The following is a 22062-nucleotide window of genomic DNA, read 5'->3' on the forward strand; positions in this document are numbered from 1 at the left end:
CACCCCCGCCGCCGCCGCCGCCCGAGCCGACCCCGGTCGATCCCGATCCGGTCGACCCAGCGCCGCCGGTGACCATTACCGATCCGCCACCGGCACCAACGCCCGAACCGCCTCCGGCGCCCGCGCCCGAGCCGCCGCCACCCCCACCCGAACCGCCGGCCGAACCCGCGCCGCTGCCGCCGCCCACTCCCGACCCCGCGGCCGAACCGCCGACGCCGGATGCGACCCCGGTCGTCGCCGAGGCCGGCGAAGTCGTTCCGCTCTTCCGGCCCGAGGTCGCCGCCTTTGTCGCGGCGGTGCCCGTCGCGCATCACCTGGCGTCGGCGACGCTCGGCACCTTCCACGAACGCCGCGGCGAGCAGGCGCTGCTGCGCGGCGGCGGCGGCGTGCTTCCCGCGACATGGGGCCGCGTCTTTGCCGAAAATAGCGACATCAAATGGGACGGCGACGTCGCGCCCTCGCTCGACGGCGACCTGTCGGGCTTCCAGATCGGGCAGGATTTCGCCGGGTGGGGTGAAGCGGGCGGGACGAATATCCGCCTCGGCGCCTTCGTCGGACGCTCGTCGACCGACGGCACGGTCCGCGGCGGCGCGCTCGGCTGGAACGACCTGACCGTCGGCCAGATCGACGTCAAGGCGACGAGCCTTGCCGGCTATGCGACGCTCGTCGGCGAAAGCGGCTGGTATGTCGATCTGGTGGCGATGCACAGCTGGTTCGACGGCGAAGCTGCCGCCAGCTCGGGTATGGCCATCGACATCAACGGCACCGGCTGGACGGCATCGCTCGAGGCCGGATATCCGATCGCGCTGTCGGGCAGCTGGACACTCGAACCGCAGGCGCAGCTCTTGTGGCAGCAGGTGAAGCTCGACGACCGTGCCGATGCCTTCTCGACGATCGATTTCGCCACCGGCGACGTGCTCACCGGGCGCGCCGGACTTCGTCTTCAGGGCGAATATGGCGGTTTCCAGCCCTATCTCCACGCCAGCCTGTGGCACGGATTTTCGGGCGATCAGTCGACACGCTTCGGCGTCGATCCGATCCGCACCGATCTGGGGCGGACCGAAGCCGAGGTCGGCGCCGGGCTGATCGCGCGTTTCGGCGAAAGCGTCGCGGTGCATGTGAAGGGCGACTATGCCTTCGACGCCGACGGACCACGCAGCCGGCGCTACGGCGGCACGGTCGGGGTGACGATCAGCTGGTAGGAACCGGGCAGCTGGTAGGAACCGGGCAGCTGGTAACGATCAGGCGGGAAGCAGCGCCTTCAGCGGCGTTTCGGTGTCGGCGAGCTGCTCCGCCGTCGCCCGCAGCCCCGCGGTGACGATCATGCGGCCCTGGACATAATCCTTGGTCGCATTGACGCAGTCGATCGCGATGACCTTGCCCGCCTTGAGGTAGACGACCGAGAAGCTGCGCGCCCCGGGATCGCCGCGCAGCACCGCCTGATCGTGCCCGGTCGAGAGCCCCGCGGTCTGGAGCTTGAGGTCATATTGGTTCGACCAGAACCACGGAATAGCGTGGTAAGGCGCTTCATCGCCGACAATGCCCTTCGCGACGACATTGGCCTGATCATTGGCATTCTGCACCGATTCCAGCCGGATGCAGGCGCCCTCGGCAAAATGGTTTTCATGCGCCGCGCAGTCGCCGATCGCATAGATGTCGGGCAGGCTTGTCTTGCACAGGCCATCGACGAGCACTCCGTTGCCGCCTTCGGCCCCCGCCGCGATCAGCGGCTCGACCGCGGGCACGATGCCGATACCCACGATGACGAGGTCGGCGGGAATGACCTCGCCGTCGGACAGGCGGACGCCCGTTACATGGTCGTCGCCTTCGATCGCGTCGACGCAGACGCCGAGCCGCAGGTCGACACCATGATCGCGATGTTCCTTTTCATAGAAGCGCGACAGATCCTCGCCCGCGACGCGGCAAAGCACCCGGTTCAGCGCTTCCAAGAGCACGACCTTCCGGCCCGCCTTGCGAAGCACCGCCGCGGCCTCGAGCCCGATATAGCCGCCGCCGATGACGACGATCTGGCCTGCGGTTTCAGATGCGGCCTTCATCGCGTCGGCATCGGCGCGGGTGCGCACGCCCTGCACACCCGGCAGGTCGCCGCCGGGGATCGGGAGCATCCGCGGGGCCCCACCCGTCGCCCAGACCAGCTTGCCATAGCCGATCGTCTCGCCGCTTTCGGTCGTGACATTGTGCGCTGCCGGATCGACCGAGACGACGCGCTTGCCGAGGAGCATCGTCACCTCGCGTTCGTCCCAATATTTGGCGGGACGCAACTGGATGCGTTCGAATTCCTTCTCGCCGGCGAAATATTCCTTCGACAGCGGCGGGCGTTCGTAGGGGAGCTCGGGCTCTTCGCCGATAATCGCGATAGTGCCGGCGAACTTCTGCGTGCGCAGCATGATCGCAACCTGTGCACCGCCATGGCCCGCGCCCACTATCACCACGTCGAACTGCATCGTCTTCGTCTCCGACTGCTCGAAGGTGCCCCTTGCACGCGTCCGCAGGCGAGGCAAGCGGCAGCCGCCTCACCAGGACGAAAGAAAATCTTGAAGGTCGGCGAGGACGGGTCAGTCCGACAGGCGGGCGAGCCATTCGGCGATCATGTTGCGCGCCGCCGCCACGGCGGAAGGACCATGCTGCTGGTGGAGGTCGCGCATCCCTTTCACGCTTCCGCCGGTTTCGTCGAGGGCATCGGGCCACTGACGCAGCCATTCATCGAACCGCGGATCGAGTCCCATCTCGCCGTGGAACTGCAGCGCGAGGATATTGTTGCCGCGCCGAAATGCCTGATGCGGATAAGCAGGCGTCGATGCCAGCAATTCGACGTCGTCGGGAAGGTCGAAGGTGTCGCCGTGCCAATGGAGGACGGGCACCTCGGCAAGGTGGCGCAGCGGCGAAGACGTATCGACGAAGCTCAGCGGGTGAAATCCGACCTCCTTCGCCGGACCCGGGTAAACGCGTGCGCCCATCGCGGCGGCCATCATCTGCGCCCCGAAGCACACGCCGAGCGTCGGCCGCCCGGCGTCGAGCCGGCGCGCGAGCCGCTTCATCTGGCATGCGATCCACGGATGCTCGACCTGCTCGTAAACCCCCATCGGCCCGCCCATCATGATGAGCAGGTCGGGTTCGGCCAGGTCGACCGCGCCGAAATCCGGGTCGGAGACATCGATACGCGCCAGCGCATATCCCGCCGCCTCGATCGGTTCGCGATAGCCGGCGATCCCCTCATGCGGGACGTGGCGGATGATGAGTCCGGTTCTGGTCTTTTGCTGCTGTGGCATTTCGGGCGATGAATCGAGTGGTTGCTGCGCTGTTTCGAACGGCCGCAGTCTAGCCAAGCCATCGCCCCGATGTCACTCTACCAAAGTAGTAGAGATACCGTTGCGGCCCGTAGCTGAGCTTGGCTCCGTTCGCTACGGGCCGCCATTCGCCAGTCAGGCCAGTTCGGCGACAAGCTCTTCCAGCTCCGACCCCGTGACGGCGACCACCTCGCCCAGCTTCGCCGCGATGATCGCCGCCTGCCCGGGCGCGAGCCCCACGACCGTCACTTCGATCCGCATATGCGTCGGCAGGACTTGCATCGCCATCGCGCTCGGCACGATCGACCGCTGCGCGAAATAATTGGCGACGCGCGGCAGCGATTGCGGATCAAGGATCGCGTCGACATGGAAGCGGTGCATCAGGCCGCCTCGCGCTGCACGCCCGCGATCGCTTCTTCGGCCATTTCGTCAGCGACCAGCGCGGGCGAACGGCCTTCGCGCGCCGCGCGTTCGAGCAGCGCACCGACGCGCGGCGCGATCTCGGCGACGCGAAGCTTCACATCGCTTTCGTCCTCGCCCAGATATTCGGCCGATACGTTGATGATCCCGCCGGCGTTGACGACATAGTCGGGCGCATAGGCGATGCCGCGCTCCATCAGCAACGCCGCGACGTCGGCGGTCGCAAGCTGGTTGTTCGCGGCGCCGCAAACGAGCTTCGCCTTCAGCTTGGCGACCGTCTCGCCGTCGAGCGCGCCGCCGAGCGCGCAGGGCGCAAAGATGTCGGCCTCGACCGATGCGATCTCCGACACGTCGACGACCTCGGCGCCATGCACCGCCTGCAGCCGGTCGCGGCGCGCCGGATTGACGTCGGCGATGATCAGGCGCGCCCCGGCGTCGGCGAGACGGCGGCAAAGGTCGGCGCCGACATTGCCGGTCCCCTGCACCGCTACCGTCAGCCCCGCCAGATCGCGCCCCAGTGCAAATTCGGCCGCGACCTGCATCGATTCGAACACGCCCTTGGCAGTCCACGGCGACGGGTCGCCGCCCGCACGCCCGGCCACCGCGGGCAGCCCGGCGACATGGCGCGAGACCGAGGCGACCTCCTGCATATCCTCGACTGATGTGCCGACATCCTCGGCGGTGACATATAGGCCGCCCAGATTTTCGACCGCGCGGCCGAACGCGCGAAACAAGGCAACGCGGTCGAACTCGCCTTCAGGGCGCCGCAGCACCGCCTTCGCGCCGCCGAGCGGCAGGCCGGCGAGCGCATTCTTGTAGCTCATGCCCTCGGCAAGCCGCACGGCATCGCCCAGCGCCTGCTTCATGTCGGGGTAGGACCACAGGCGGCAGCCGCCTGCCCCCGGCCCCAGGGCGGTCGAGTGAATGGCAATGAATCCATCGAGCCCCGCTTCGAGATCATAGAGCCGCACACATTCGAGCGGCGGGGCCAGACGGGCAAGACGGACGACCATGAAACACTCTCCTTTGATGGAGCGCCGCTTGTCGCATCTCTGCCTCGGGCAATCTTGATCGATTGTCGGCCAACCTTGCCAATTTTTGCATGTTCTGATCCAGAAAATTGTCATATGAGGATGAAATGACCGATCTTGACGCTTTCGAGATAAAAATCCTCCGCGAATTGCAGCGCGACGCGAATCAAACGACGGCCGAGATCGCCGAGCGCGTCGGGCTGTCGGTCTCGCCGTGCTGGCGCCGCATCGACCGCCTCGAACGCGAGGGCTTCATCAAGAAGCGCGTCGCGATCATCGACCGGCGCAAGGTCGGGCTCAACGCGCATGTGTTCGCGCAGGTCAAACTCAACGCCCACGGCCGCGCCAACCTCGACGAATTCAGCGCCGCGATCCGGGGGTTCCCCGAGGTGCTCGACGCCTATGTGCTGATGGGAACGACCGATTTCATGCTGCGGATCGTCGCGAAGGACATCGACGCCTATGAACGCTTCTTCTTCGACCAGCTGAGCAAATTGCCCGGGGTGCAGGAAATCAACTCGACGGTCGCGCTGTCCGAAATCAAGGCGACGACCGAACTGCCGCTGGGTCAGGATTAGGCGGCGGACCGCCCCCGCATCGCCGGCGCCGAATGCGAACGCCGAATCCTGCGCAAGGACGCTTGTTTTCATCCCAAGGCGCTGCTAGTGGCGCCCCTCGTTGCCGCTTTAGCTCAGTTGGTAGAGCACATCATTCGTAATGATGGGGTCACAGGTTCGAGTCCTGTAAGCGGCACCATCGACCCCATAATTCAATGACTTAGAGCGAAACCACGTGATGGTGGCCCGATCTCGAGTCCTCGATCCGGGGCATTGAAGTCGGTTTCTCCATTTGTTTTGTCGACGCGCAACATTATCCGCCATTTCTTCGGCCGTGGTTCACGCGGCCATAACAGCGGCGATAGCCGCTTTGTCGCCGCTGCGCAGCGCATCCAGATAATCGCTCCACCATTGGTGCATCGCTACGCGCTCGTCCCAGCAGCGTCCGCGGTTGTAAGTGCCGCGAACCGCATTGGCATCCGCGTGCGCAAGCGAGCGCTCGATCGCATCTGGGTGCCATTTTCCGCTCTCATTCAGAAGCGATGAAGCCGTGGTCCGCAGGCCGTGGGCTGTTACCTCGCCGGTCGCATCACCCATCCGGCGAAAAGCCTGGTTCAGGGTATTCTCGCTCATGGGCCGGCGCGACGTATGAAATGCCGGGAAACTGCGCCTTCGGTTTGCCGAGCCAGCTGTAGTTCAGGCGCCAAAGCTTCGAGCCATTGGGCTTGACGAAGAGGTGAAGCCCACCACCGTCGAACATCTTATAGGGACGCTCGCGGGGTTTCGCGTTGGCAATGGTCGTGGCAAAGAGCGTGCTCATAGGGGTATCGCCTTCTCGAAAAGGCGAAATCGATACCCATCAGGATGCCCTATTTGTTCCCGATTGGTGCCGTATCCGCCCGGATTTGACCGGACGGCTATAGCACAAAAAATGGCTGAAATCTCCCGTTTTCTGGACGTTCTCGGACGCCCTCGGAAGAACAAATGGTGCCCAGAAGAGGACTCGAACCTCCACGACCTTGCGATCGCCAGCACCTGAAGCTGGTGCGTCTACCAATTCCGCCATCTGGGCACGGGGTAGGAGCGGGCGCTTAGCGGCGCGTATGTCGGCTTGTCAACCGCGTCGCACGAGCCAGAGTGCATTTTATCGCAAAGCCGTCGGTTTCGCGTCGGAATGCCGTCCTCGCCCCTTGCTCCCCTCCCCGCTTCGCGGCATGGGGAAGGCCGTCGGCGCGCCCCGCGCCATCCAGAGAATCGATCACAGGCGAACGACATGCAGAAACTCGACGGGCAATTGATCACGGTATTGGGCGGCGGCGGCTTCCTCGGCCGCTATGTCGTGCAGCGCCTGCTCGCGCGCGGCGCCCGCGTCCGCATCGCGCAGCGGACCCCACGCGCCGCGACCTTCCTGAAGCCGCTCGGCGGGCTCGGCCAGACGCAATTCGTCGCGGTCGATGTTCGCGATCCCGCCAGCGTAGCGCGCGCCGTGCAGGGTAGCGACGCCGTCATCAACCTCGTCGGCGCGTTCGGCGACATGCAGGCGGTGCAGGCCGATGGCGCGGGCCATGTCGCCGCGGCTGCCAAGGCGGCGGATGCCGGCGCGCTCGTCCATGTCTCGGCGATCGGCGCCGATCCGGAGAGCGCCTCGGCCTATGGCCGCAGCAAAGGCGACGGCGAGGCGGCGGTGCGCGCGGCCTTTGCCGATGCCGCGATCCTGCGCCCGTCGATCCTGTTCGGCCGCGAGGACCATTTCATCAATCGCTTTGCGGGCATGATGCGCATGGCGCCGGTCGTTCCGGTGATCGCCCCGAATGCGAAGTTCCAGCCGGCATATGTCGGGGACGTCGCCGACGCGGTGGTCGCGGCCCTCGGCAGCGGTGCCGCCGGCAAGACATTCGAGCTTGGCGGACCGCAGATATTTACGATGCGCGAATTGCTCCGCTGGATCGCCGATGCCACCCGCCGTTCGCCACTGTTCGTCGACGTGCCCGACGTCGTCGCCGGGGCGCTCGCCAGCGGATTGGGCTGGGCGCCCGGCGCACCAATCACCAAGGACCAATGGCTGATGCTCCAGCATGACAATGTGGTCGCCGAAGGCACGGCGGGCCTCGCCGAGCTCGGCGTCACGCCGACCTCGCTCGCCTCGGTCGCCGAGGGCTGGCTCGTCCAATATCGCCGCAACGGCCGCTTCGCCGAGCTCGCCTCGCGATAATGGGCATCTGGCTGACCGCAATCATCCTCGGCATCGTCGAGGGTTTAACCGAGTTTTTGCCCGTCTCTTCGACGGGTCACCTCATCCTCGCGACCGAACTGCTCGGTTATGACGCCGCGCGCTGGGCGATCTTCAACATCGCGATCCAGCCCGGCGCGATCCTCGCGATCGTTGTGCTGTACCGGAAACTGTTCTGGGACATGTTCACCGGCTTTTTCCGGCGCGATCCGGTGGCGATCGCTTTCGTGCGCAATTTGCTGCTCGCCTTTTTCCCCGCGGTCATCCTCGGCCTCGCCTTCGGCGACTATATCGAGGTCCTCTTGGAGAACGCCGTCGTCGTCGCCTGGGCGCTGATTATCGGCGGCTTTGCGATCCTGCTTGTCGAGCGTTTCGCCAAGACGAAGGACGTCGGCGGGGTGGCGAATGTGTCGGCGCGGCAATCGATCCTCGTCGGGCTCGTCCAGTGCATCGCGATGATCCCGGGCGTCAGCCGGTCGGGCGCGACGATCCTCGGCGCGATGTCGTTCGGGGTCGACCGCAAGACCGCGGCCGAGTTCAGTTTCTTCCTCGCCCTCCCCACGCTCACCGGCGCGACCGTACTCCAGCTGTTCAAGCATCGCGACGCGATCACCTCGAACGATCTCGGCCTGATCGCCGTCGGATCACTCGTCTCCTTTGTCGTCGCGTGGGCGGTGATCAAGGCGTTCCTCGCCGTCGTCACGCGCTACGGCTTTGCGCCCTTTGCCTGGTATCGAATCATCGCGGGCGTCGCCGCACTGATCTGGCTTGGCATGAGATAGGGCCGGAACGGTATCAATTGACGAAAGATAATTGCGTGAACCCATTTTGAGGCAAATCACCCTCCATTTTAGGTTAGCAATACTGTCCTAACTCGATATTCGCACGTGACAGGGCTTTTCGAGCCATGCAATTCCCCGCTCGACGAAGGGGATATTGCATGGCTTCCGAACACATGCTCCAGTTTGTGGAGCGTGAACAATCCTATCCGGACAAGCGCTCGGCCGAAGAGCGCGCGCACGACTTTCGCGAGATCGCCGAGCGCTACGCCGCGCCCGACGCCGACGCGCAGGCGGCGCGCTGTTCGCAGTGCGGTGTGCCCTATTGCTCGGTGCATTGCCCGCTCCACAATCACATCCCCGACTGGCTGCGCCTGACCGCCGAAGGGCGGCTGCGCGAAGCCTATGAACTCAGCAACGCGACCTCGACGATGCCCGAGATCTGCGGCCGCATCTGCCCGCAGGACCGCCTCTGCGAAGGCAATTGCGTGATCGAATTCTCGGGCCACGGCGCGGTGACGATCGGTAGCGTCGAGAAATATATCACCGACACCGCCTGGGCCGAGGGCTGGGTGGAGCCGCTGCACGCGGGCGCCGCGACCGGCCAGTCGGTCGGCGTCATCGGCGCCGGGCCCGCGGGCCTGACCGCCGCCGAATATCTGCGCGCCGCGGGGCACGAGGTGCATGTCTATGACCGCCACGACCGCGCCGGCGGCCTCCTCACCTACGGCATTCCCGGCTTCAAGCTGGAGAAGGAAGTCGTGACGCGCCGCATCGACCGACTTGCCGACGGCGGCATCCATTTCCATCTGGGCTTCGAAGTCGGCGGCGACGCGACGCTCGACCAGCTGCGCCAGAAGCATGACGCGCTGCTGATCGCGACCGGCGTGTACAAGGCGCGCGAGATCAATGTGCCGGGCAACGGCGCCGAGGGCGTGATCGCCGCGCTCGACTATCTGATCGCGTCGAACCGCAAAGGCTTTGGCGACGCGGTTCCAGCGTTCGACGATGGCCGCCTGAACGCCGCGGGCAAGCATGTCGTCGTTGTCGGCGGCGGCGATACCGCGATGGATTGCGTCCGTACCGCGGTGCGCCAGGGCGCGAAGTCGGTGAAATGCCTCTATCGCCGCGACCGTGAGAATATGCCGGGGTCGCTTCGCGAAGTGTCGAATGCCGAGGAAGAGGGCGTCGAGTTCGTGTGGCTGTCGGCGCCCGAAAGCTTCACCGCCGACAAAAGCGTCAAGCAGGTCGCGGTCGCGGGCATGCGCCTCGGCGCGCCCGACGCGAGCGGACGCCGCAGCCCCGAGGCCGATCCCGGCCGCAAGTTCGACGTGCCCGCCGACATGGTGATCAAGGCATTGGGCTTCGATCCCGAGGAACTGCCGCACCTGTTCGGATCGCCCGACCTGTCGGTCACGCGCTGGGGCACGTTGCGCGTCGATCACCAGACGATGATGACCAGCCTGCCGGGCGTTTTTGCCGCAGGCGACATCGTACGCGGCGCCAGCCTGGTCGTCTGGGGCATCCGCGACGGGCGCGATGTCAGCGACCAGATGGCAAAGTGGTTGAAAGCCAAGGCGAAAAGCGAAAAGAAGGCGGCATGACCAACAGGGAAGGAAAATTCATGATGCCGTCGTTCAAATCGATCCTGCTCGCCGGTGCGATCGCGATCGCGCCTGCACACGCTTTTGCCGCGCCGAAGGAAGCCCCGGTGGCCGAAGTGGTCACGGTTCCCACGCCGCCGCTGGTCGAGGACGAGGCAACAAGCGAATATGACAGCGAAGCCTCTGCCGAAGCGGCAAAGGCGAAGATGCAGAAGGAAATGGACGAAGCGATCGCGCTCGTCGAAAAAATGTTCGACACCAGCAGCCTGCCGCCGATCGAACCGGCGCGCCTGACGCTCGCGCAACAGACGATGACCGCGCTGATCCCCGCCGGCAGCCTCGAGAAGATGATCGACAATCTGTACGGCAAGATGTTCAAGACGATCATGGGCGAGTTCGGCGGCCAGTCGGACCTGATGCTCTCGATCCAGACCGGGGTCGAAAGCGACCAGATCGCAAAGCTGGACGAGGCGACCAAGGGCAAGGTCGCCGACATGTTCGACCCGCATCGCAAGGAACGCGAAGACCAGATCACCAAGGTCATCAAGCCGCTGATCAGCGAAGTGCTGGGCGACATGGAACCGCCGATGCGCGAGGGCATGTCGAAAGCCTATGCGCGCAAGTTCACCGCGGCGCAGCTGACCGATCTCAACGGCTTTCTCGCGACCCCGACTGGCACGATCTATGCCAATGAATGGATGGCGCTGCAGGCCGACCCCGAGGTGATGGTTTCGGTGATCAAGGCGGTTCCGCCGCTGGTCAACAAATTCATCGACCGCGGTCCGCAGATCGAAAAGGACATGAAGGATCTGCCCAAGGAAAAGCAGCTTTCCGACTTCGACGACAAGGAACTCGCGAAGCTTGCCAAGCTGATGAAGGTCGACGTGAAAGTGCTGAAGGAACAGCGTGACATGTGGAAGACCGACAGCGTGGAGGCGACCGACGCGGTTGCCACGGATGCCGTTTCGGCGGACGATTATGCTGTCGATGCCGCAGCGGAAGCGGCGGACGCCGCTGCCATTGCCGCCGAGGGCGCAGCCGTGGATCCTGCCTATGACCGCAGCAACTGGTCGGCCGCCGACCTGAAGCGGGTCGAGGATCTCGAAACCGCGTACGAAAACGCCTCCCTCGCCGCGCAGCAGGCCGCCGAGGAAGCGGCCACCAATTCGAGCAAGCGTTCGAAGCTACCCAACAAATAGGCATTCAGCCTGTCAGGACGAAGATGATGACCCACTACCCCACCCCCGAACACGCGCGGCTTGAAGCCGAAGGCATGTATCGCCCCGACATGGAATCCGATGCCTGCGGCGTCGGCATGGTCGCGGCGACCGACGGCAAGCCGTCGCGCCGCGTTGTCGAGGCGGCGATCGAGGCGCTGCGGGCGGTATGGCACCGCGGCGCGGTCGATGCCGACGGCAAGACCGGGGATGGGGCGGGCATCCATGTCGACCTGCCGGCCCGTTTCTTCGACGATGCGATTGCGGCGTCGGGGCACAAGGTGCGCCCGAACCGCCTCGCCGTCGGCATGATCTTCCTGCCGCGCACCGACCTGGGCGCGCAGGAGGAATGCCGCACGATCGTCGAGGCCGAGATCATCGACGCGGGCTTCACCATCTATGGCTGGCGCCAGGTGCCCGTCGACGTGTCGGTGATCGGCGACAAGGCGCAGCGCACGCGCCCCGAAATCGAGCAGATCATGATCGCCGGCCCCCTGCCCGACGAGCAATCGATCGCCGAGTTCGAAAAGCAGCTCTATCTCGTCCGCCGCCGCATCGAGAAAAAGGTGATCGCGGCGCAGATCGCCGACTTTTACATCTGCAGCCTGTCGGCGCGTTCGATCATCTACAAGGGCCTGTTCCTCGCCGAGAGCCTCGCGGATTTCTTCCCCGACCTCACCAACAAGCTGTTCGAGAGCCGCGTCGCGATCTTTCACCAGCGCTATTCGACCAACACCTTCCCGCAATGGTGGCTGGCCCAGCCGTTCCGCTGCCTCGCGCATAATGGCGAGATCAATACGATCCGCGGCAACAAGAACTGGATGAAGAGCCACGAGATCAAGATGGCGAGCCTCGCTTTCGGCGAGCATAGCGAAGACATCAAGCCGGTGATCCCGGCGGGCGCATCCGACACCGCCGCGCTCGACGCGGTGTTCGAGGCGCTGTGCCGTGCCGGCCGCGACGCGCCGACCGCAAAGCTGATCCTCGTCCCCGAGGCGTGGACCAACGAGTGCGACGTCCCCGACAACCACCGCGCGATGTACTCCTATCTCGCCAGCGTGATGGAGCCGTGGGACGGCCCCGCGGCGCTCGCGATGACCGACGGGCGCTGGGCGGTTGCGGGCATGGACCGCAACGCACTCCGCCCGCTGCGCTACACGCTGACCGCCGACAATCTGCTCGTCGTCGGATCCGAAAGCGGCATGGTGCTGCTGCCCGAGGCGAGCGTCCGCAAGAAAGGCCGCCTCGGCCCGGGCCAGATGATCGCGGTCGATCTCGACAACGGCACGCTCTACGAAGACCTCGCGATCAAGGACAAGATCGCCGACGCGCAGGATTACCCGTCGCGGGTCAAGGGTTTCCGCACGATGGCCGACCTGCCCAAGGGCGGAAAGTCGACGCTGCCCACCTTCGAGCGCAGCGAACTGCTTCGCCGTCAGGTCGCCGCCGGGCTGACCATGGAGGATATGGAGCTGATCCTGTCGCCGATGGTCGAGGATGCGAAGGAAGCGATCGGATCGATGGGCGACGACACCCCGCTCGCGGTCATCTCGGACAAGCCGCGCCACGTCGCGCAATTCTTCCGCCAGAATTTCAGCCAGGTCACCAACCCGCCGATCGACAGCCTGCGCGAACGCCATGTGATGAGCCTGAAGACGCGCTTCGCCAACCTCGCCAACATCCTCGACGAAAAGGGGCAGAGCGACCACGTCCTCGTCATCGACAGCCCCGTCCTCGTCGGCGACGACTGGGATCGCCTGCGCGCCTATTTCGGCGACGCCGTCGCCGACATCGACTGCACCTTCCCGGTCGGCGGCGACGCCGCGACGCTGCGCGAGGCGATCGCGCGCGTCCGCCGCGAGGCCGAAGATGCGGTGCGCGCCGGGCGCAGCGAATTGTTCCTGTCCGACCAGAAGCTCGGTGAAAACCGTGTCGGCATGGCGATGGTGCTCGCCGCCGCCGCCGTCCACACGCACCTCGTGCGCAAGGGACTGCGCAGCTACGCCTCGATCAACGTCCGCTCGGCCGAAGTGCTCGATACCCACGCCTTCGCCGTGCTCGTCGGCGTCGGTGCGACGACGGTCCACGCTTATCTGGCCGAAGCGGCGATTGCCGATCGCCACGCGCGCGGGCTGTTCGGCGGCGAATTGTCACTCGACGATTGCCGTCTGCGCTTCCGCAAGGCGATCGACGACGGCCTGCTCAAGATCCTCGCCAAGATGGGGATCGCCGTGATTTCCAGCTATCGCGGCGGTTATAATTTCGAAGCGGTCGGCCTCAGCCGCGCGCTCGTCAACGACCTCTTCCCCGGCATGCCGGCAAAGATTTCGGGCGAAGGCTATTCGTCGCTGTTCATCAACGCGACCGAGAAGCATGAGGCGGCGTTCGACAAGCGCGTCACGACGCTGCCGATCGGCGGTTTCTATCGCCAGCGCGCGGGCGGCGAGGCGCATGCCTATTCGGCGCAGCTCATGCACCTGCTGCAAACCGCGGTCGCGACCGACAGTTACTCGACCTATCTGCAATTCGCGCGCGGGGTCGCCGACCTGCCGCCGATCTACCTTCGCGACCTGATGGAGTTCAACTATCCGTCGCAGGGCGTCTTGCTCGACAGCGTCGAGGCAATCACCGAAATCCGCAAGCGCTTCGTCACCCCCGGCATGTCGCTCGGCGCCTTGTCGCCCGAAGCGCATGAGACGCTGGCGATCGCGATGAACCGCATCGGCGCCAAGGCGGTGTCGGGCGAAGGCGGCGAAGCGAGCGAACGCTATCGCCCCTATCCCAATGGCGACAATGCCAACAGCAACATCAAGCAGATCGCGAGCGGCCGCTTCGGCGTCACCGCCGAATATCTGGGCGCGTGCGACGAGATCGAGATCAAGGTCGCGCAGGGCGCCAAGCCCGGCGAAGGCGGCCAGCTTCCGGGCTTCAAGGTCACCGAATTCATCGCCCGCCTGCGCCATGCGACGCCCGGCGTGACGCTGATCAGTCCGCCGCCGCACCACGACATCTATTCGATCGAGGATCTCGCGCAGCTCATCTACGATTTGAAGCAGATCAACCCGAAGGCGCGCGTCTGCGTGAAGCTCGTCAGCTCGGCGGGCATCGGCACCGTCGCCGCGGGCGTCGCAAAAGCCCATGCCGACGTCATCCTCGTCGCGGGCAACACCGGCGGCACCGGCGCAAGCCCGCAGACCAGCGTCAAATATGCCGGGACGCCGTGGGAAATGGGCCTGTCCGAAGTCAATCAGGTGCTCACCCTCAACGGTCTGCGCCATCGCATCCGCCTGCGCACCGACGGCGGGCTCAAGACCGGGCGCGACATCGTGATCGCCGCCATTTTGGGTGCCGAGGAATATGGCATCGGGACGCTCAGCCTCGTCGCGATGGGCTGCATCATGGTGCGCCAGTGCCATTCGAACACCTGCCCCGTCGGCGTCTGCACGCAGGACGAAAAGCTGCGCCAGAAGTTCACCGGTTCGCCGGAGAAGGTCATCAACCTGATGACCTTCATCGCCGAGGAAGTGCGCGAAATCCTCGCCAAGCTCGGCTGCCGCAGCCTCGACGAAGTGATCGGCCGCACCGAATTGCTGCGTCAGGTCAGCCGCGGCGCCGAACATCTCGACGACCTCGACCTCAACCCGATCCTCGCCAAGGTTGACGCCCCCGACGATCAGCGCCGCTCGCAGGGGCCGAATTTCCGCAATCCGGTCCCCGACAGCCTCGACGCGCAGATTTTGAACGACGCCAAGCCGCTGTTCGAGCGCGGCGAGCGCATGCAGCTGACCTACAACGTCCGCAACACGCACCGCGCCGTCGGCACGCGCCTGTCGGCCGAGGTCACCGCGCGCTTCGGGATGAAGGGGCTCGCCGACAATCATGTGCAGGTCCGCCTGCGCGGCACCGCGGGCCAGTCAATGGGCGCGTTCCTGTGCAGCGGCATCACCCTCGAAGTGTTCGGCGACGCCAACGACTATGTCGGCAAGGGCCTGTCGGGCGGCCGCATCGTCGTGCGCCCCACCGTGTCGAGCCCGCTGGTCAGCCAGCACAACAGCATCATCGGCAACACCGTCCTCTATGGCGCAACCGCGGGCACCTTGCTCGCGGCGGGTCAGGCGGGCGAGCGTTTCGCGGTCCGTAACTCGGGCGCGAAGGTCGTCGTCGAGGGCTGCGGCGCCAACGGCTGCGAATATATGACCGGCGGCACCGCAGTAATCCTCGGCCCCGTCGGCTCGAACTTCGGCGCGGGCATGACCGGCGGCATGGCGTTCATCCTCGACACCGACGGCCAGTTCGAACGCCGCGCCAACGCGGAGTCGATCGTGTGGCAACGGATCGACAGCGCGCATTGGGAAGCGGTGCTGAAGGAGCTGGTCGAGGATCACGCCAAGGCGACAGGCAGCAAATGGTCGAACGAAGTCCTCGCCGACTGGGACCGCTGGCACGATCAGTTCTGGCAAGTTTGCCCGAAGGAAATGCTCACCCGCCTCGCGCATCCGCTGAGCGATGCCGAGGCTGAAGTGGTCGCGGCAGAATGACCTAAATCCTCCCTGCGGCGAAGCCGTGGGGAGGGGGACCGCTCGCGAAGCGAGTGGTGGAGGGGCCGCGACGTTAGCGCCATTAGCCCCTCCGTCAGCGCTTCGCGCTGCCACCTCCCCATGCCTGCGGCACAGGGAGGATCGCTTGTCGCATTGTAACCGCCGTCCGTCGCATAGCCGCGCCACGTTCACCGCAGCGAAAGCGTCGCTTCCCTATAAACGCCGCTTTACCGAACCCGACGTCCTTTGAAAGGATGGAGCCATGACCCGTTTCACGCTGATCGCCCTCCCCTTGCTCGCGCTCGCCGCGCCGCTGTCGGCGGCCGCCAATGAAATGCAGGGCACCGTCGCGACGCTCAACGACCCCGTCGCGCAGGACCGGATGGCCGACACGATCACGGCAATGGTAGGCGCGCTGATGCAGATGCAGGTCGGCCCGCTCGCCAAAGCGGTTGCGCAAATCGATCCCGAGTCCGACGCCGCCTATATCCCGCCCGACGCCACGCTCGGCGAAGTGACCGGCCGTGATCCCGAATATGCCGAGCGCATGGGCGCCGACGTCCGTGCGAGCACGCGCATGGCGGGGCACGCCGCCTCGGCGCTCGCGGCTTATGCGCCGGTGCTCAAGGACATGGCGCGCGACTTTGCCGCCCAATGGGAACGCGAGCGCGAGACGTCGCGCCGCTGACGCTTAATCCACAATCGCTTGGCCGACGCGCGCCATAGCCGTTGCGCGCGGCGCCCCGCTGCCGCTATGCCGGGATCATGTGGCAACTCTATCAATTCCCGCTCTGTCCCTTTTCGCGCAAGGTCCGCCTTTTGCTGGGCGAAAAGGGCGTCGGTTATGAATTGGTACGCGAATCGCCGTGGGAACGCCGCGACGAGTTCATCGACCTGAATCCGGCGGGGCGTACCCCCGTGATGGTCGATCAGGCGCGCGGCCAGGTGCTGATGGACAGCATGGCGATCGCCGAATATTTCGAAGAAACCGTCGAAGGCAAGGCGATGATCAACGGCACGGCGGCCAGCCGCGCCGAAATCCGCCGGTTGACGTCGTGGTTCGATCACGACTTCTATTACGAGGTCACCGGCCCCTTGCTGTTCGAACGCATGCAGAAACGCATCGTCCACCGCCAGCCGCCCGACGGCGGTGCGCTGCGCGAGGCGATGAAGGCGGCGAACAACCATCTCGACTATGTCGACTATCTGATCGACCACCGCACCTGGCTCGCCGGCGCGACGATGAGCCTCGCCGACCTGACCGCCGCCGCGCATATTTCGGTCGCCGATTATCTCGGCGGGATCGACTGGACCGGGCATGAGCAGACCAAGGGCTGGTACTCGGGGCTGAAATCGCGCCCCAGCTTTCGCCCGCTGCTGGCCGAGCGGATGGAGATCGTGACGCCGCCGAAATATTATGAGGATGTCGATTTTTGACGCGCCACGGAATGCGAAGCGTTCCGAAGCGTCAACCCCCGCGAAGGCGGGGGCCGCTAGAGGCCTTACCCTGCATCGCTGCGTAAACCGACAGCGGCCCCCGCCTTCGCGGGGGCGACGTTCCGGTCAGCACCCCTTATACTTCCAGTTCCGATCCTTGCCCTCAGCCACCTGCGCAACGATTGTTTCGATGCGCTTGATCCGCGTTTCCTCGCGCTTCGCCTCGAGCACCCATTCGATATAGTCGCGCCGCTTGCCGGGCGAGAAAGCGTCCCAATGCCCTTGCGCCGCGACATTGGCGTTCAGCGCCGCACGAAGATCGTTCGGCAGGTCGAGTGCCGCCTTGGGTTCGGCTTTCGGTCGTTTCGGCGTTTCTTCGGCGCACAGCGCCGCCGCCTTGACGATCATCGTCGCCATCACCTTGTCACCCGGCAAATCGGCGAGCGACCCAAGCCGCCCCATGCTCCCCATCGCGCCCTTGTTGCGCGGCGAGCCCGTTACTTCCTCGTCCCGCCAGAAGCCGAAGGTCGCGTGATCCTTGAACGCCGCCATCCCCGCCAGATTTTGCCCCGTCAGTACGAACGCCGGCACGCCCCATTTCAGCGTCTCTTGGGCGCCCGGCGCATGTTTATGCACCAGCGCACGCAAATGGGTCAGGATCGGCTGCGCGAAGGGCTGCGCTTTCGCGATATAGGCGTCGACGCGCGGATCGCGCCCGCCTGTCACTTGGCGCTCAGCTCGGCCACCGCGCCGCGACCAGATAGTTGAGCGCCTCGCTGCCGCCGAGCTTGAAACCCTTCGCGGGCGAGGGCGACAGGCCGGTGCGGTCGATGACCTCCAGCCCCGCGTCTTCGAGCAGCTTCGTCAATTCTTCGGGCTTGAGAAACTGGTCCCAGTCGTGCGTCCCACGCGGCACCGCGCCGATCCGTTCGGCCGCCTCGACGAGCAGCAGCTTCGACAGCGCGGTACGGTTCGGTGTCGACAATATCATCAGCCCGCCAGGCGCAAGGCGCGCCGCGAGGTCGCCGATGAAGGCGGCGGGATCGGTGACATGCTCGACGACTTCCATCGAGGTGACGAGGTCGAAGGTCGCGGGCGGCAGCGCGGCGAGTTCGCCGGCAAAATAGCTGATCGCAAGCCCCTGCCCCGCCGCATGATCGCGTGCGGCGGCGATGTTTTCCGGCGCCGCATCGACCCCGGTGACCTGTCCGCCCATCCGCGCGAGCGGTTCGGCAAGCAGTCCCGCACCGCAGCCGACGTCGATCGCGCTCCGTCCCGCCAGCGCATAACGCTCGCGCGCATCGACATGCCAATGCGCGTCGATCTGGTCGCGGATATAGGCAAGGCGCACCGGATTGAGTTTGTGCAGCATAGCCGACGAGCCGTGCGGGTCCCACCAGTCGGCGGCGAGTGCGCCGAAATGGGCGGCTTCGTGCGGGTTGATCGTGGCGGCACTCATGCCTTGCGATGTGGCACTGCGCCTCGCGCCATGCAAGAAATTCTATCGCGTGCATACGAAGCCGGCCTTGCCATCGCCCTTCCCCTTGCCTAACGACGCGAGCGCCGCGGAAATGCTTGGAAAAGTTGCGGCCGAAACCAGATCAGGAAAGCGGGGCGAGATGGCGCGGATCGTGATGAAATTCGGGGGCACGTCGATGGCGGGCACCGAGCGGATTCGCACCGTCGCGAAACTCGTCGCGCGCGAAGTGGCGAATGGCAACGAGGTCGCGGTCGTCGTATCGGCGATGGCAGGCGAAACCGACCGGCTCGTCAATTTCTGCCGCGAGGCGAACCCGCGCTACGACCCCGCCGAATATGACGTCGTCGTCGCCGCGGGCGAACAGATCACATCGGGCCTGCTCGCGCTCACTTTGCAGGCGATGGGCACCCCCGCGCGCAGCTGGCTCGGCTGGCAGCTCCCGATCCGCACCGAGGAAGCGCACGCCCGCGCGCGCATCGCCGACATCGACACCGGCGCGCTCGGCGCTGCGATGGCCAAGGGCGAGGTCGCGGTCATCCCGGGCTTCCAGGGCCTGATGGACGACGGCCGAATTTCCACGCTCGGCCGCGGCGGATCGGATACGAGCGCTGTGGCGGTGGCCGCGGCACTCAAGGCCGACCGCTGCGACATCTACACCGACGTCGACGGCGTCTACACGACCGACCCGCGCATCGTCGCGCGCGCGCGCAAGCTCGACTATGTTACCTATGAGGAAATGCTCGAACTCGCGAGCGTCGGCGCCAAGGTGCTCCAGACCCGATCGGTCGGGCTGGCGATGAAAGAGGGCGTGCGCGTGCAGGTGCTCTCGAGCTTCGTCGAGGGCGACGAGGCTCCCAAAAAAGGCACGATGATCGTCAGCGACGAGGAAATAGAGGAACATCAGATGGAACGGCAGCTGATCACCGGCATCGCCCACGACAAGAATGAAGCGAAGATCATCGTCACGCGCGTGCCCGACAAACCCGGCGCGGTCGCGAACATCTTCGGCCCGCTCGCCGCGGCGGGGATCAACGTCGACATGATCATCCAGAACGTCGGCCGCGAAAAGGGCGAGACCGACGTGACCTTCACCGTTCCCGCCACCGATCTCCTCCGCTCGATCGACCTGCTCGAAGCCGCGAAGGACAAGATCGGCTTCAACCGCATCATCAGCGACGACAAGGTCGCGAAGATCAGCGTCGTCGGCGTCGGCATGAAGAGCCACGCCGGGGTCGCGAGCACGATGTTCCGCGCATTGGCCGACCGCGGCATCAACATCCAGGCGATCTCGACCAGCGAGATCAAGGTCAGCGTGCTGATCGACGAGGACGAGACCGAACTCGCGGTGCGCGTGCTGCACACCGCCTACGGGCTCGACGCCGACTAAACTTTATTCGGCCGCAAGCGGCTGCAGATCGCCGCCCGCGCGGCGGCGCAGCCGCGCCTGCCCGATGAAATGCACCACCGCGATGTGGACCGCGAACAGCCCGAATTTCGACGCCAGCGGGAAAATCCCGATAAACAGCGGCCACCATGCGGTGAAGAAGAGTGCGATGACGAGGTTAAGGCCCGCGCTCGCGAACATCAGCGCCGCCCAGATCATCCCGAACCGGTCCATCACATCGCCGACCAGCGCCAGCTGTTCGGGCAGAATATAGCGATTGAGCCAGCCGCGGCGCAGCATCACCGACCCGACGATCAGATAGACGATCGTCGGCTTGGCCATCACGAAACGCGGGTCTCCGGTGAAGAGCGTCGCCGCGGCGGTGAGCAATACCGAGGCCAGGCTGATCCATTGCAGCGCCGCGACCTTCTTGCCGCGCGCCAGTTCATAGCCGACGACCGCGATCGCGACCGTAGTGCCTGCAATCGTTGCGGGGATGATCCCCGCACCGGCGACCAGTAACACCGCAAAGACGATGACACCCAACGAGTCGAATAGCATCGGCCCAAGTGCATAAAGCAAGGTTTTCATCCGCCTGTCCTTTTCGACTCAATGTTTCCACTGTCAATATTGAAGGCACGCCGACTGAAGTCAAGCATAAAATTGACGGCGTCAACATTGAAACGCTAAGCGGGCGGCATGACCAAACCCTATCATCATGGCGACCTGCGCGCGGCCCTCCTCGCGGCCGCTGAGGAGATCGTAAACCGCGATGGCGTCGCCGGCCTGACGCTGCGCGGCGTCGCGCGCGACGTCGGCGCCTCGCACGCGGCGCCGAAGAACCATTTCGACGATCTGACCGGGCTGGTCAGCGAACTCGCCGCGGTCGGCTTCAACCGCTTCGCCGACGGCATGCAGGCGGCGGCAGCACGACATCACACACCGCAGGACAAGCTCAACGCCATTGGCCGCGCCTATGTCGAATTCGCCCTCGCCGACCCCGGCCTGTTCCAGCTGATGTTCCGCGGCGAACGCTTGGACAAGACACGTCCCGCGCTCAACGAGGCCATGTTACGCGCGTTCGGCACGCTAACGGGATCGGTCGCCGCGACCCACGAAGGCAATCCCGATGCAGCCCGCATCACCCGCGCCCACGCCGCGCGCGCGTGGAGCATGGTCCACGGCTTTGCGATCCTGCTGCTCGACGACCGGCTCAATCCGCTTCTCGACGCGGGTGCGCCACGCGACGATGCGCTGGCGCTGCTCGACGACATGCTGACGATGGGCTGATTAGCGAAGGCGCACCTTCGCGGTCACCGACAGGCCGGGACGGAGCTCTGCAAGCGCCGTCTGCCCCGGATCGAGCCTTATGCGCACCCCGACGCGCTGGACGATCTTCGTGAAATTCCCCGATCCGGGCTCGAATGGCAGCAGCGTGAACGCGCTCCCCGAACCCGGCGCGAGGCTTTCGACCGTTCCGTGCAGCGTCTCGCCCAGCGCGTCGACATAGACGTCGGCGATCTGCCCCGGGCGCATTTCGCGCGTCTGCGTTTCCTTGAAATTGGCGACGACATAGATCGAACGCACCGGCACGACCGACAGCAACCGCGATCCCGGCTGGACATATAATCTGCGGCTCCACATGCTCCGCCTGTCCGAAGCCCTCGGCCGGTCGAGCGAGGCGGCGAACGAGGCCGCCGCGGAGCTGGCGCAATCGATCGGCCATTATGTCGCCGACCCCGCGCTCGCGGCGCAAATGGCGAGCGGGACGCTGGCGCGCGTCATCGGCCGCGAGGCGCTGACGCTCGCCTTCGATGACGTCTTTCGCCTGATGTCCTGGATCTTCCTCGCCGCGCTGGTGATGGTGCCCTTCTGCAAACCCCCGCCGATCGGCGGCCCTGCGCCGACTGACGCGCATTAGCTCAAGCCAGAGAATGGAATGACCGCTAACGACCGGTTGCGGCCGTAAAGGTCCTCCCCGCTTGCGGGGAGGGGGACCGCCGAAGGTGGTGGAGGGGGTTGGCGGCCTGAAGCGACGTTGCGGGCGGGCGCCAGCCCCCTCCGTCAGCGCTTCGCG

General features: G+C 65.5%; 21 protein-coding genes, 2 tRNA genes and 1 pseudogene. 13 read left to right on the forward strand and 11 right to left on the reverse strand.

Annotation, left to right across the window (positions count from 1 at the left end; all coding sequences use genetic code 11):
* The coding region (locus ACREBX_RS02235) for an autotransporter outer membrane beta-barrel domain-containing protein (RefSeq protein WP_431560128.1) at nt 1-1202 on the forward strand (1202 nt) is incomplete at its 5' end.
* A 39-nt stretch (nt 1203-1241) separates the two neighbouring features.
* On the opposite strand, the gene ACREBX_RS02240 is transcribed toward ACREBX_RS02235, so the two are convergent.
* The 4 genes from ACREBX_RS02240 to ACREBX_RS02255 all read right to left on the reverse strand — a co-directional run bounded on the left by ACREBX_RS02240 (nt 1242) and on the right by ACREBX_RS02255 (nt 4741).
* Nucleotides 1242-2465: an NAD(P)/FAD-dependent oxidoreductase gene (locus tag ACREBX_RS02240; RefSeq protein ID WP_431560146.1), complete on the reverse strand. Its 1224-nt coding sequence runs from the start codon at nt 2463-2465 to the stop codon at nt 1242-1244.
* Nucleotides 2466-2576: 111 nt separating this feature from the next.
* Nucleotides 2577-3290 carry a glutamine amidotransferase gene (locus ACREBX_RS02245; protein ID WP_431560147.1) on the reverse strand — a complete coding sequence of 238 codons (714 nt, stop codon included), beginning with the start codon at nt 3288-3290 and terminating at the stop codon, nt 2577-2579.
* A gap of 153 nt (nt 3291-3443) precedes the next feature.
* Entirely contained in the window at nt 3444-3689 is a 246-nt protein-coding gene (locus ACREBX_RS02250; protein WP_431560129.1) for a hypothetical protein, read from the reverse strand.
* Nucleotides 3689-4741: a Leu/Phe/Val dehydrogenase gene (locus tag ACREBX_RS02255; RefSeq protein ID WP_431560130.1), complete on the reverse strand. Its 1053-nt coding sequence runs from the start codon at nt 4739-4741 to the stop codon at nt 3689-3691. Before ACREBX_RS02255 ends, ACREBX_RS02250 begins: the two co-directional genes overlap by 1 nt.
* Nucleotides 4742-4866: 125 nt before the next feature.
* On the opposite strand from ACREBX_RS02255, the gene ACREBX_RS02260 reads away from it, so the two are divergent.
* Nucleotides 4867-5337: an Lrp/AsnC family transcriptional regulator gene (locus tag ACREBX_RS02260; RefSeq protein WP_431560131.1), complete on the forward strand. Its 471-nt coding sequence runs from the start codon at nt 4867-4869 to the stop codon at nt 5335-5337.
* Between the two features lie 102 nt (nt 5338-5439).
* A tRNA-Thr gene (locus ACREBX_RS02265) sits at nt 5440-5515 on the forward strand.
* Nucleotides 5516-5655: 140 nt separating this feature from the next.
* Here ACREBX_RS02265 and ACREBX_RS02270 read toward each other — a convergent pair.
* The 3 genes and pseudogenes from ACREBX_RS02270 to ACREBX_RS02280 form a co-directional block, all read right to left on the reverse strand.
* Nucleotides 5656-5979, reverse strand: a pseudogene (locus ACREBX_RS02270) (tyrosine-type recombinase/integrase); the annotation flags it as partial.
* Nucleotides 5906-6136, reverse strand: coding sequence for an Arm DNA-binding domain-containing protein (locus ACREBX_RS02275; RefSeq protein ID WP_431560132.1), 231 nt, complete (start codon nt 6134-6136; stop codon nt 5906-5908). The gene ACREBX_RS02275 and the pseudogene ACREBX_RS02270, both read right to left, overlap by 74 nt.
* A 165-nt stretch (nt 6137-6301) precedes the next feature.
* Nucleotides 6302-6388 (reverse strand) — tRNA-Leu (locus ACREBX_RS02280).
* Nucleotides 6389-6589: 201 nt separating this feature from the next.
* Between ACREBX_RS02280 and ACREBX_RS02285 the strand changes: the two genes are divergently transcribed.
* From ACREBX_RS02285 to ACREBX_RS02315, 7 genes are all read left to right on the forward strand, one after another.
* Entirely contained in the window at nt 6590-7528 is a 939-nt protein-coding gene (locus ACREBX_RS02285; protein ID WP_431560133.1) for a complex I NDUFA9 subunit family protein, read from the forward strand.
* On the forward strand, nt 7528-8328 hold the full coding sequence (locus ACREBX_RS02290) for an undecaprenyl-diphosphate phosphatase (RefSeq protein WP_431560134.1): 801 nt from the start codon (nt 7528-7530) through the stop codon (nt 8326-8328). Before ACREBX_RS02285 ends, ACREBX_RS02290 begins: the two co-directional genes overlap by 1 nt.
* Nucleotides 8329-8486: 158 nt before the next feature.
* Complete coding sequence (locus ACREBX_RS02295) at nt 8487-9929, forward strand: NAD(P)-dependent oxidoreductase (protein ID WP_431560135.1); 1443 nt, start codon at nt 8487-8489, stop codon at nt 9927-9929.
* The gene (locus tag ACREBX_RS02300) at nt 9926-11128 is read left to right on the forward strand and encodes a DUF2059 domain-containing protein (RefSeq protein ID WP_431560136.1); all 1203 of its coding nucleotides are present in this window, start codon (nt 9926-9928) and stop codon (nt 11126-11128) included. The genes ACREBX_RS02295 and ACREBX_RS02300 overlap by 4 nt, the downstream gene beginning before the upstream one ends.
* A 23-nt stretch (nt 11129-11151) precedes the next feature.
* A complete protein-coding gene (gltB, locus tag ACREBX_RS02305; RefSeq protein WP_431560137.1) occupies nt 11152-15684 on the forward strand; it encodes a glutamate synthase large subunit in 4533 nt (1510 codons plus the stop codon).
* 262 nt (nt 15685-15946) lie between these two features.
* Complete coding sequence (locus ACREBX_RS02310) at nt 15947-16372, forward strand: hypothetical protein (RefSeq protein WP_431560138.1); 426 nt, start codon at nt 15947-15949, stop codon at nt 16370-16372.
* Between the two features lie 77 nt (nt 16373-16449).
* Entirely contained in the window at nt 16450-17121 is a 672-nt protein-coding gene (locus ACREBX_RS02315) for a glutathione S-transferase family protein (protein WP_248459872.1), read from the forward strand.
* A gap of 126 nt (nt 17122-17247) precedes the next feature.
* Here the strand turns inward: ACREBX_RS02315 and ACREBX_RS02320 are convergent, their stop codons facing one another.
* Both ACREBX_RS02320 and ubiG read right to left on the reverse strand, forming a co-directional pair.
* On the reverse strand, nt 17248-17847 hold the full coding sequence (locus ACREBX_RS02320; protein WP_431560139.1) for a YdeI/OmpD-associated family protein: 600 nt from the start codon (nt 17845-17847) through the stop codon (nt 17248-17250).
* A gap of 7 nt (nt 17848-17854) precedes the next feature.
* Nucleotides 17855-18580, reverse strand: coding sequence for a bifunctional 2-polyprenyl-6-hydroxyphenol methylase/3-demethylubiquinol 3-O-methyltransferase UbiG (gene ubiG, locus ACREBX_RS02325; RefSeq protein WP_431560140.1), 726 nt, complete (start codon nt 18578-18580; stop codon nt 17855-17857).
* Nucleotides 18581-18740: 160 nt separating this feature from the next.
* Here ubiG and ACREBX_RS02330 point away from each other — a divergent pair, with 160 nt between their 5' ends.
* Nucleotides 18741-19988 (forward strand): aspartate kinase, encoded by a 1248-nt coding sequence (locus tag ACREBX_RS02330; RefSeq protein WP_431560141.1) that lies wholly within the window; start codon nt 18741-18743, stop codon nt 19986-19988.
* 3 nt (nt 19989-19991) lie between these two features.
* On the opposite strand, the gene ACREBX_RS02335 is transcribed toward ACREBX_RS02330, so the two are convergent.
* Nucleotides 19992-20576 (reverse strand): inner membrane-spanning protein YciB, encoded by a 585-nt coding sequence (locus tag ACREBX_RS02335; RefSeq protein ID WP_431560142.1) that lies wholly within the window; start codon nt 20574-20576, stop codon nt 19992-19994.
* 108 nt (nt 20577-20684) lie between these two features.
* On the opposite strand from ACREBX_RS02335, the gene ACREBX_RS02340 reads away from it, so the two are divergent.
* Complete coding sequence (locus tag ACREBX_RS02340; RefSeq protein WP_431560143.1) at nt 20685-21275, forward strand: TetR/AcrR family transcriptional regulator; 591 nt, start codon at nt 20685-20687, stop codon at nt 21273-21275.
* Here the strand turns inward: ACREBX_RS02340 and ACREBX_RS02345 are convergent, their stop codons facing one another.
* Nucleotides 21276-21629: an HlyD family secretion protein gene (locus ACREBX_RS02345; protein ID WP_431560144.1), complete on the reverse strand. Its 354-nt coding sequence runs from the start codon at nt 21627-21629 to the stop codon at nt 21276-21278.
* On the opposite strand from ACREBX_RS02345, the gene ACREBX_RS02350 reads away from it, so the two are divergent.
* Nucleotides 21628-21906, forward strand: coding sequence for a hypothetical protein (locus ACREBX_RS02350; RefSeq protein ID WP_431560145.1), 279 nt, complete (start codon nt 21628-21630; stop codon nt 21904-21906). The two genes, ACREBX_RS02345 and ACREBX_RS02350, sit on opposite strands and share 2 nt — an antisense overlap.
* Nucleotides 21907-22062 lie beyond the last annotated feature (156 nt).

The sequence above is a fragment of the Sphingopyxis sp. genome (assembly GCF_050725655.1).
GTDB lineage: Bacteria > Pseudomonadota > Alphaproteobacteria > Sphingomonadales > Sphingomonadaceae > Sphingopyxis.

Bases quoted from the DNA above. Each gene is read 5' to 3' on its own strand.
- ACREBX_RS02310 (WP_431560138.1), top strand. From the start codon at position 15,947: ATGACCCGTTTCACGCTGATCGCCCTCCCCTTGCTCGCGCTCGCCGCG.
- ACREBX_RS02315 (WP_248459872.1), top strand. From the start codon at position 16,450: ATGTGGCAACTCTATCAATTCCCGCTCTGTCCCTTTTCGCGCAAGGTC.
- ACREBX_RS02245 (WP_431560147.1), bottom strand. From the start codon at position 3,290: ATGCCACAGCAGCAAAAGACCAGAACCGGACTCATCATCCGCCACGTC.
- gltB (WP_431560137.1), top strand. From the start codon at position 11,152: ATGATGACCCACTACCCCACCCCCGAACACGCGCGGCTTGAAGCCGAA.
- ACREBX_RS02275 (WP_431560132.1), bottom strand. From the start codon at position 6,136: ATGAGCACGCTCTTTGCCACGACCATTGCCAACGCGAAACCCCGCGAG.
- ACREBX_RS02335 (WP_431560142.1), bottom strand. From the start codon at position 20,576: ATGAAAACCTTGCTTTATGCACTTGGGCCGATGCTATTCGACTCGTTG.
- ACREBX_RS02350 (WP_431560145.1), top strand. From the start codon at position 21,628: ATGCTCCGCCTGTCCGAAGCCCTCGGCCGGTCGAGCGAGGCGGCGAAC.
- ACREBX_RS02290 (WP_431560134.1), top strand. From the start codon at position 7,528: ATGGGCATCTGGCTGACCGCAATCATCCTCGGCATCGTCGAGGGTTTA.
- ACREBX_RS02285 (WP_431560133.1), top strand. From the start codon at position 6,590: ATGCAGAAACTCGACGGGCAATTGATCACGGTATTGGGCGGCGGCGGC.
- ACREBX_RS02250 (WP_431560129.1), bottom strand. From the start codon at position 3,689: ATGCACCGCTTCCATGTCGACGCGATCCTTGATCCGCAATCGCTGCCG.
- ACREBX_RS02345 (WP_431560144.1), bottom strand. From the start codon at position 21,629: ATGTGGAGCCGCAGATTATATGTCCAGCCGGGATCGCGGTTGCTGTCG.
- ACREBX_RS02240 (WP_431560146.1), bottom strand. From the start codon at position 2,465: ATGCAGTTCGACGTGGTGATAGTGGGCGCGGGCCATGGCGGTGCACAG.
- ACREBX_RS02260 (WP_431560131.1), top strand. From the start codon at position 4,867: ATGACCGATCTTGACGCTTTCGAGATAAAAATCCTCCGCGAATTGCAG.
- ACREBX_RS02255 (WP_431560130.1), bottom strand. From the start codon at position 4,741: ATGGTCGTCCGTCTTGCCCGTCTGGCCCCGCCGCTCGAATGTGTGCGG.
- ACREBX_RS02340 (WP_431560143.1), top strand. From the start codon at position 20,685: ATGACCAAACCCTATCATCATGGCGACCTGCGCGCGGCCCTCCTCGCG.
- ubiG (WP_431560140.1), bottom strand. From the start codon at position 18,580: ATGAGTGCCGCCACGATCAACCCGCACGAAGCCGCCCATTTCGGCGCA.
- ACREBX_RS02295 (WP_431560135.1), top strand. From the start codon at position 8,487: ATGGCTTCCGAACACATGCTCCAGTTTGTGGAGCGTGAACAATCCTAT.
- ACREBX_RS02300 (WP_431560136.1), top strand. From the start codon at position 9,926: ATGACCAACAGGGAAGGAAAATTCATGATGCCGTCGTTCAAATCGATC.
- ACREBX_RS02330 (WP_431560141.1), top strand. From the start codon at position 18,741: ATGGCGCGGATCGTGATGAAATTCGGGGGCACGTCGATGGCGGGCACC.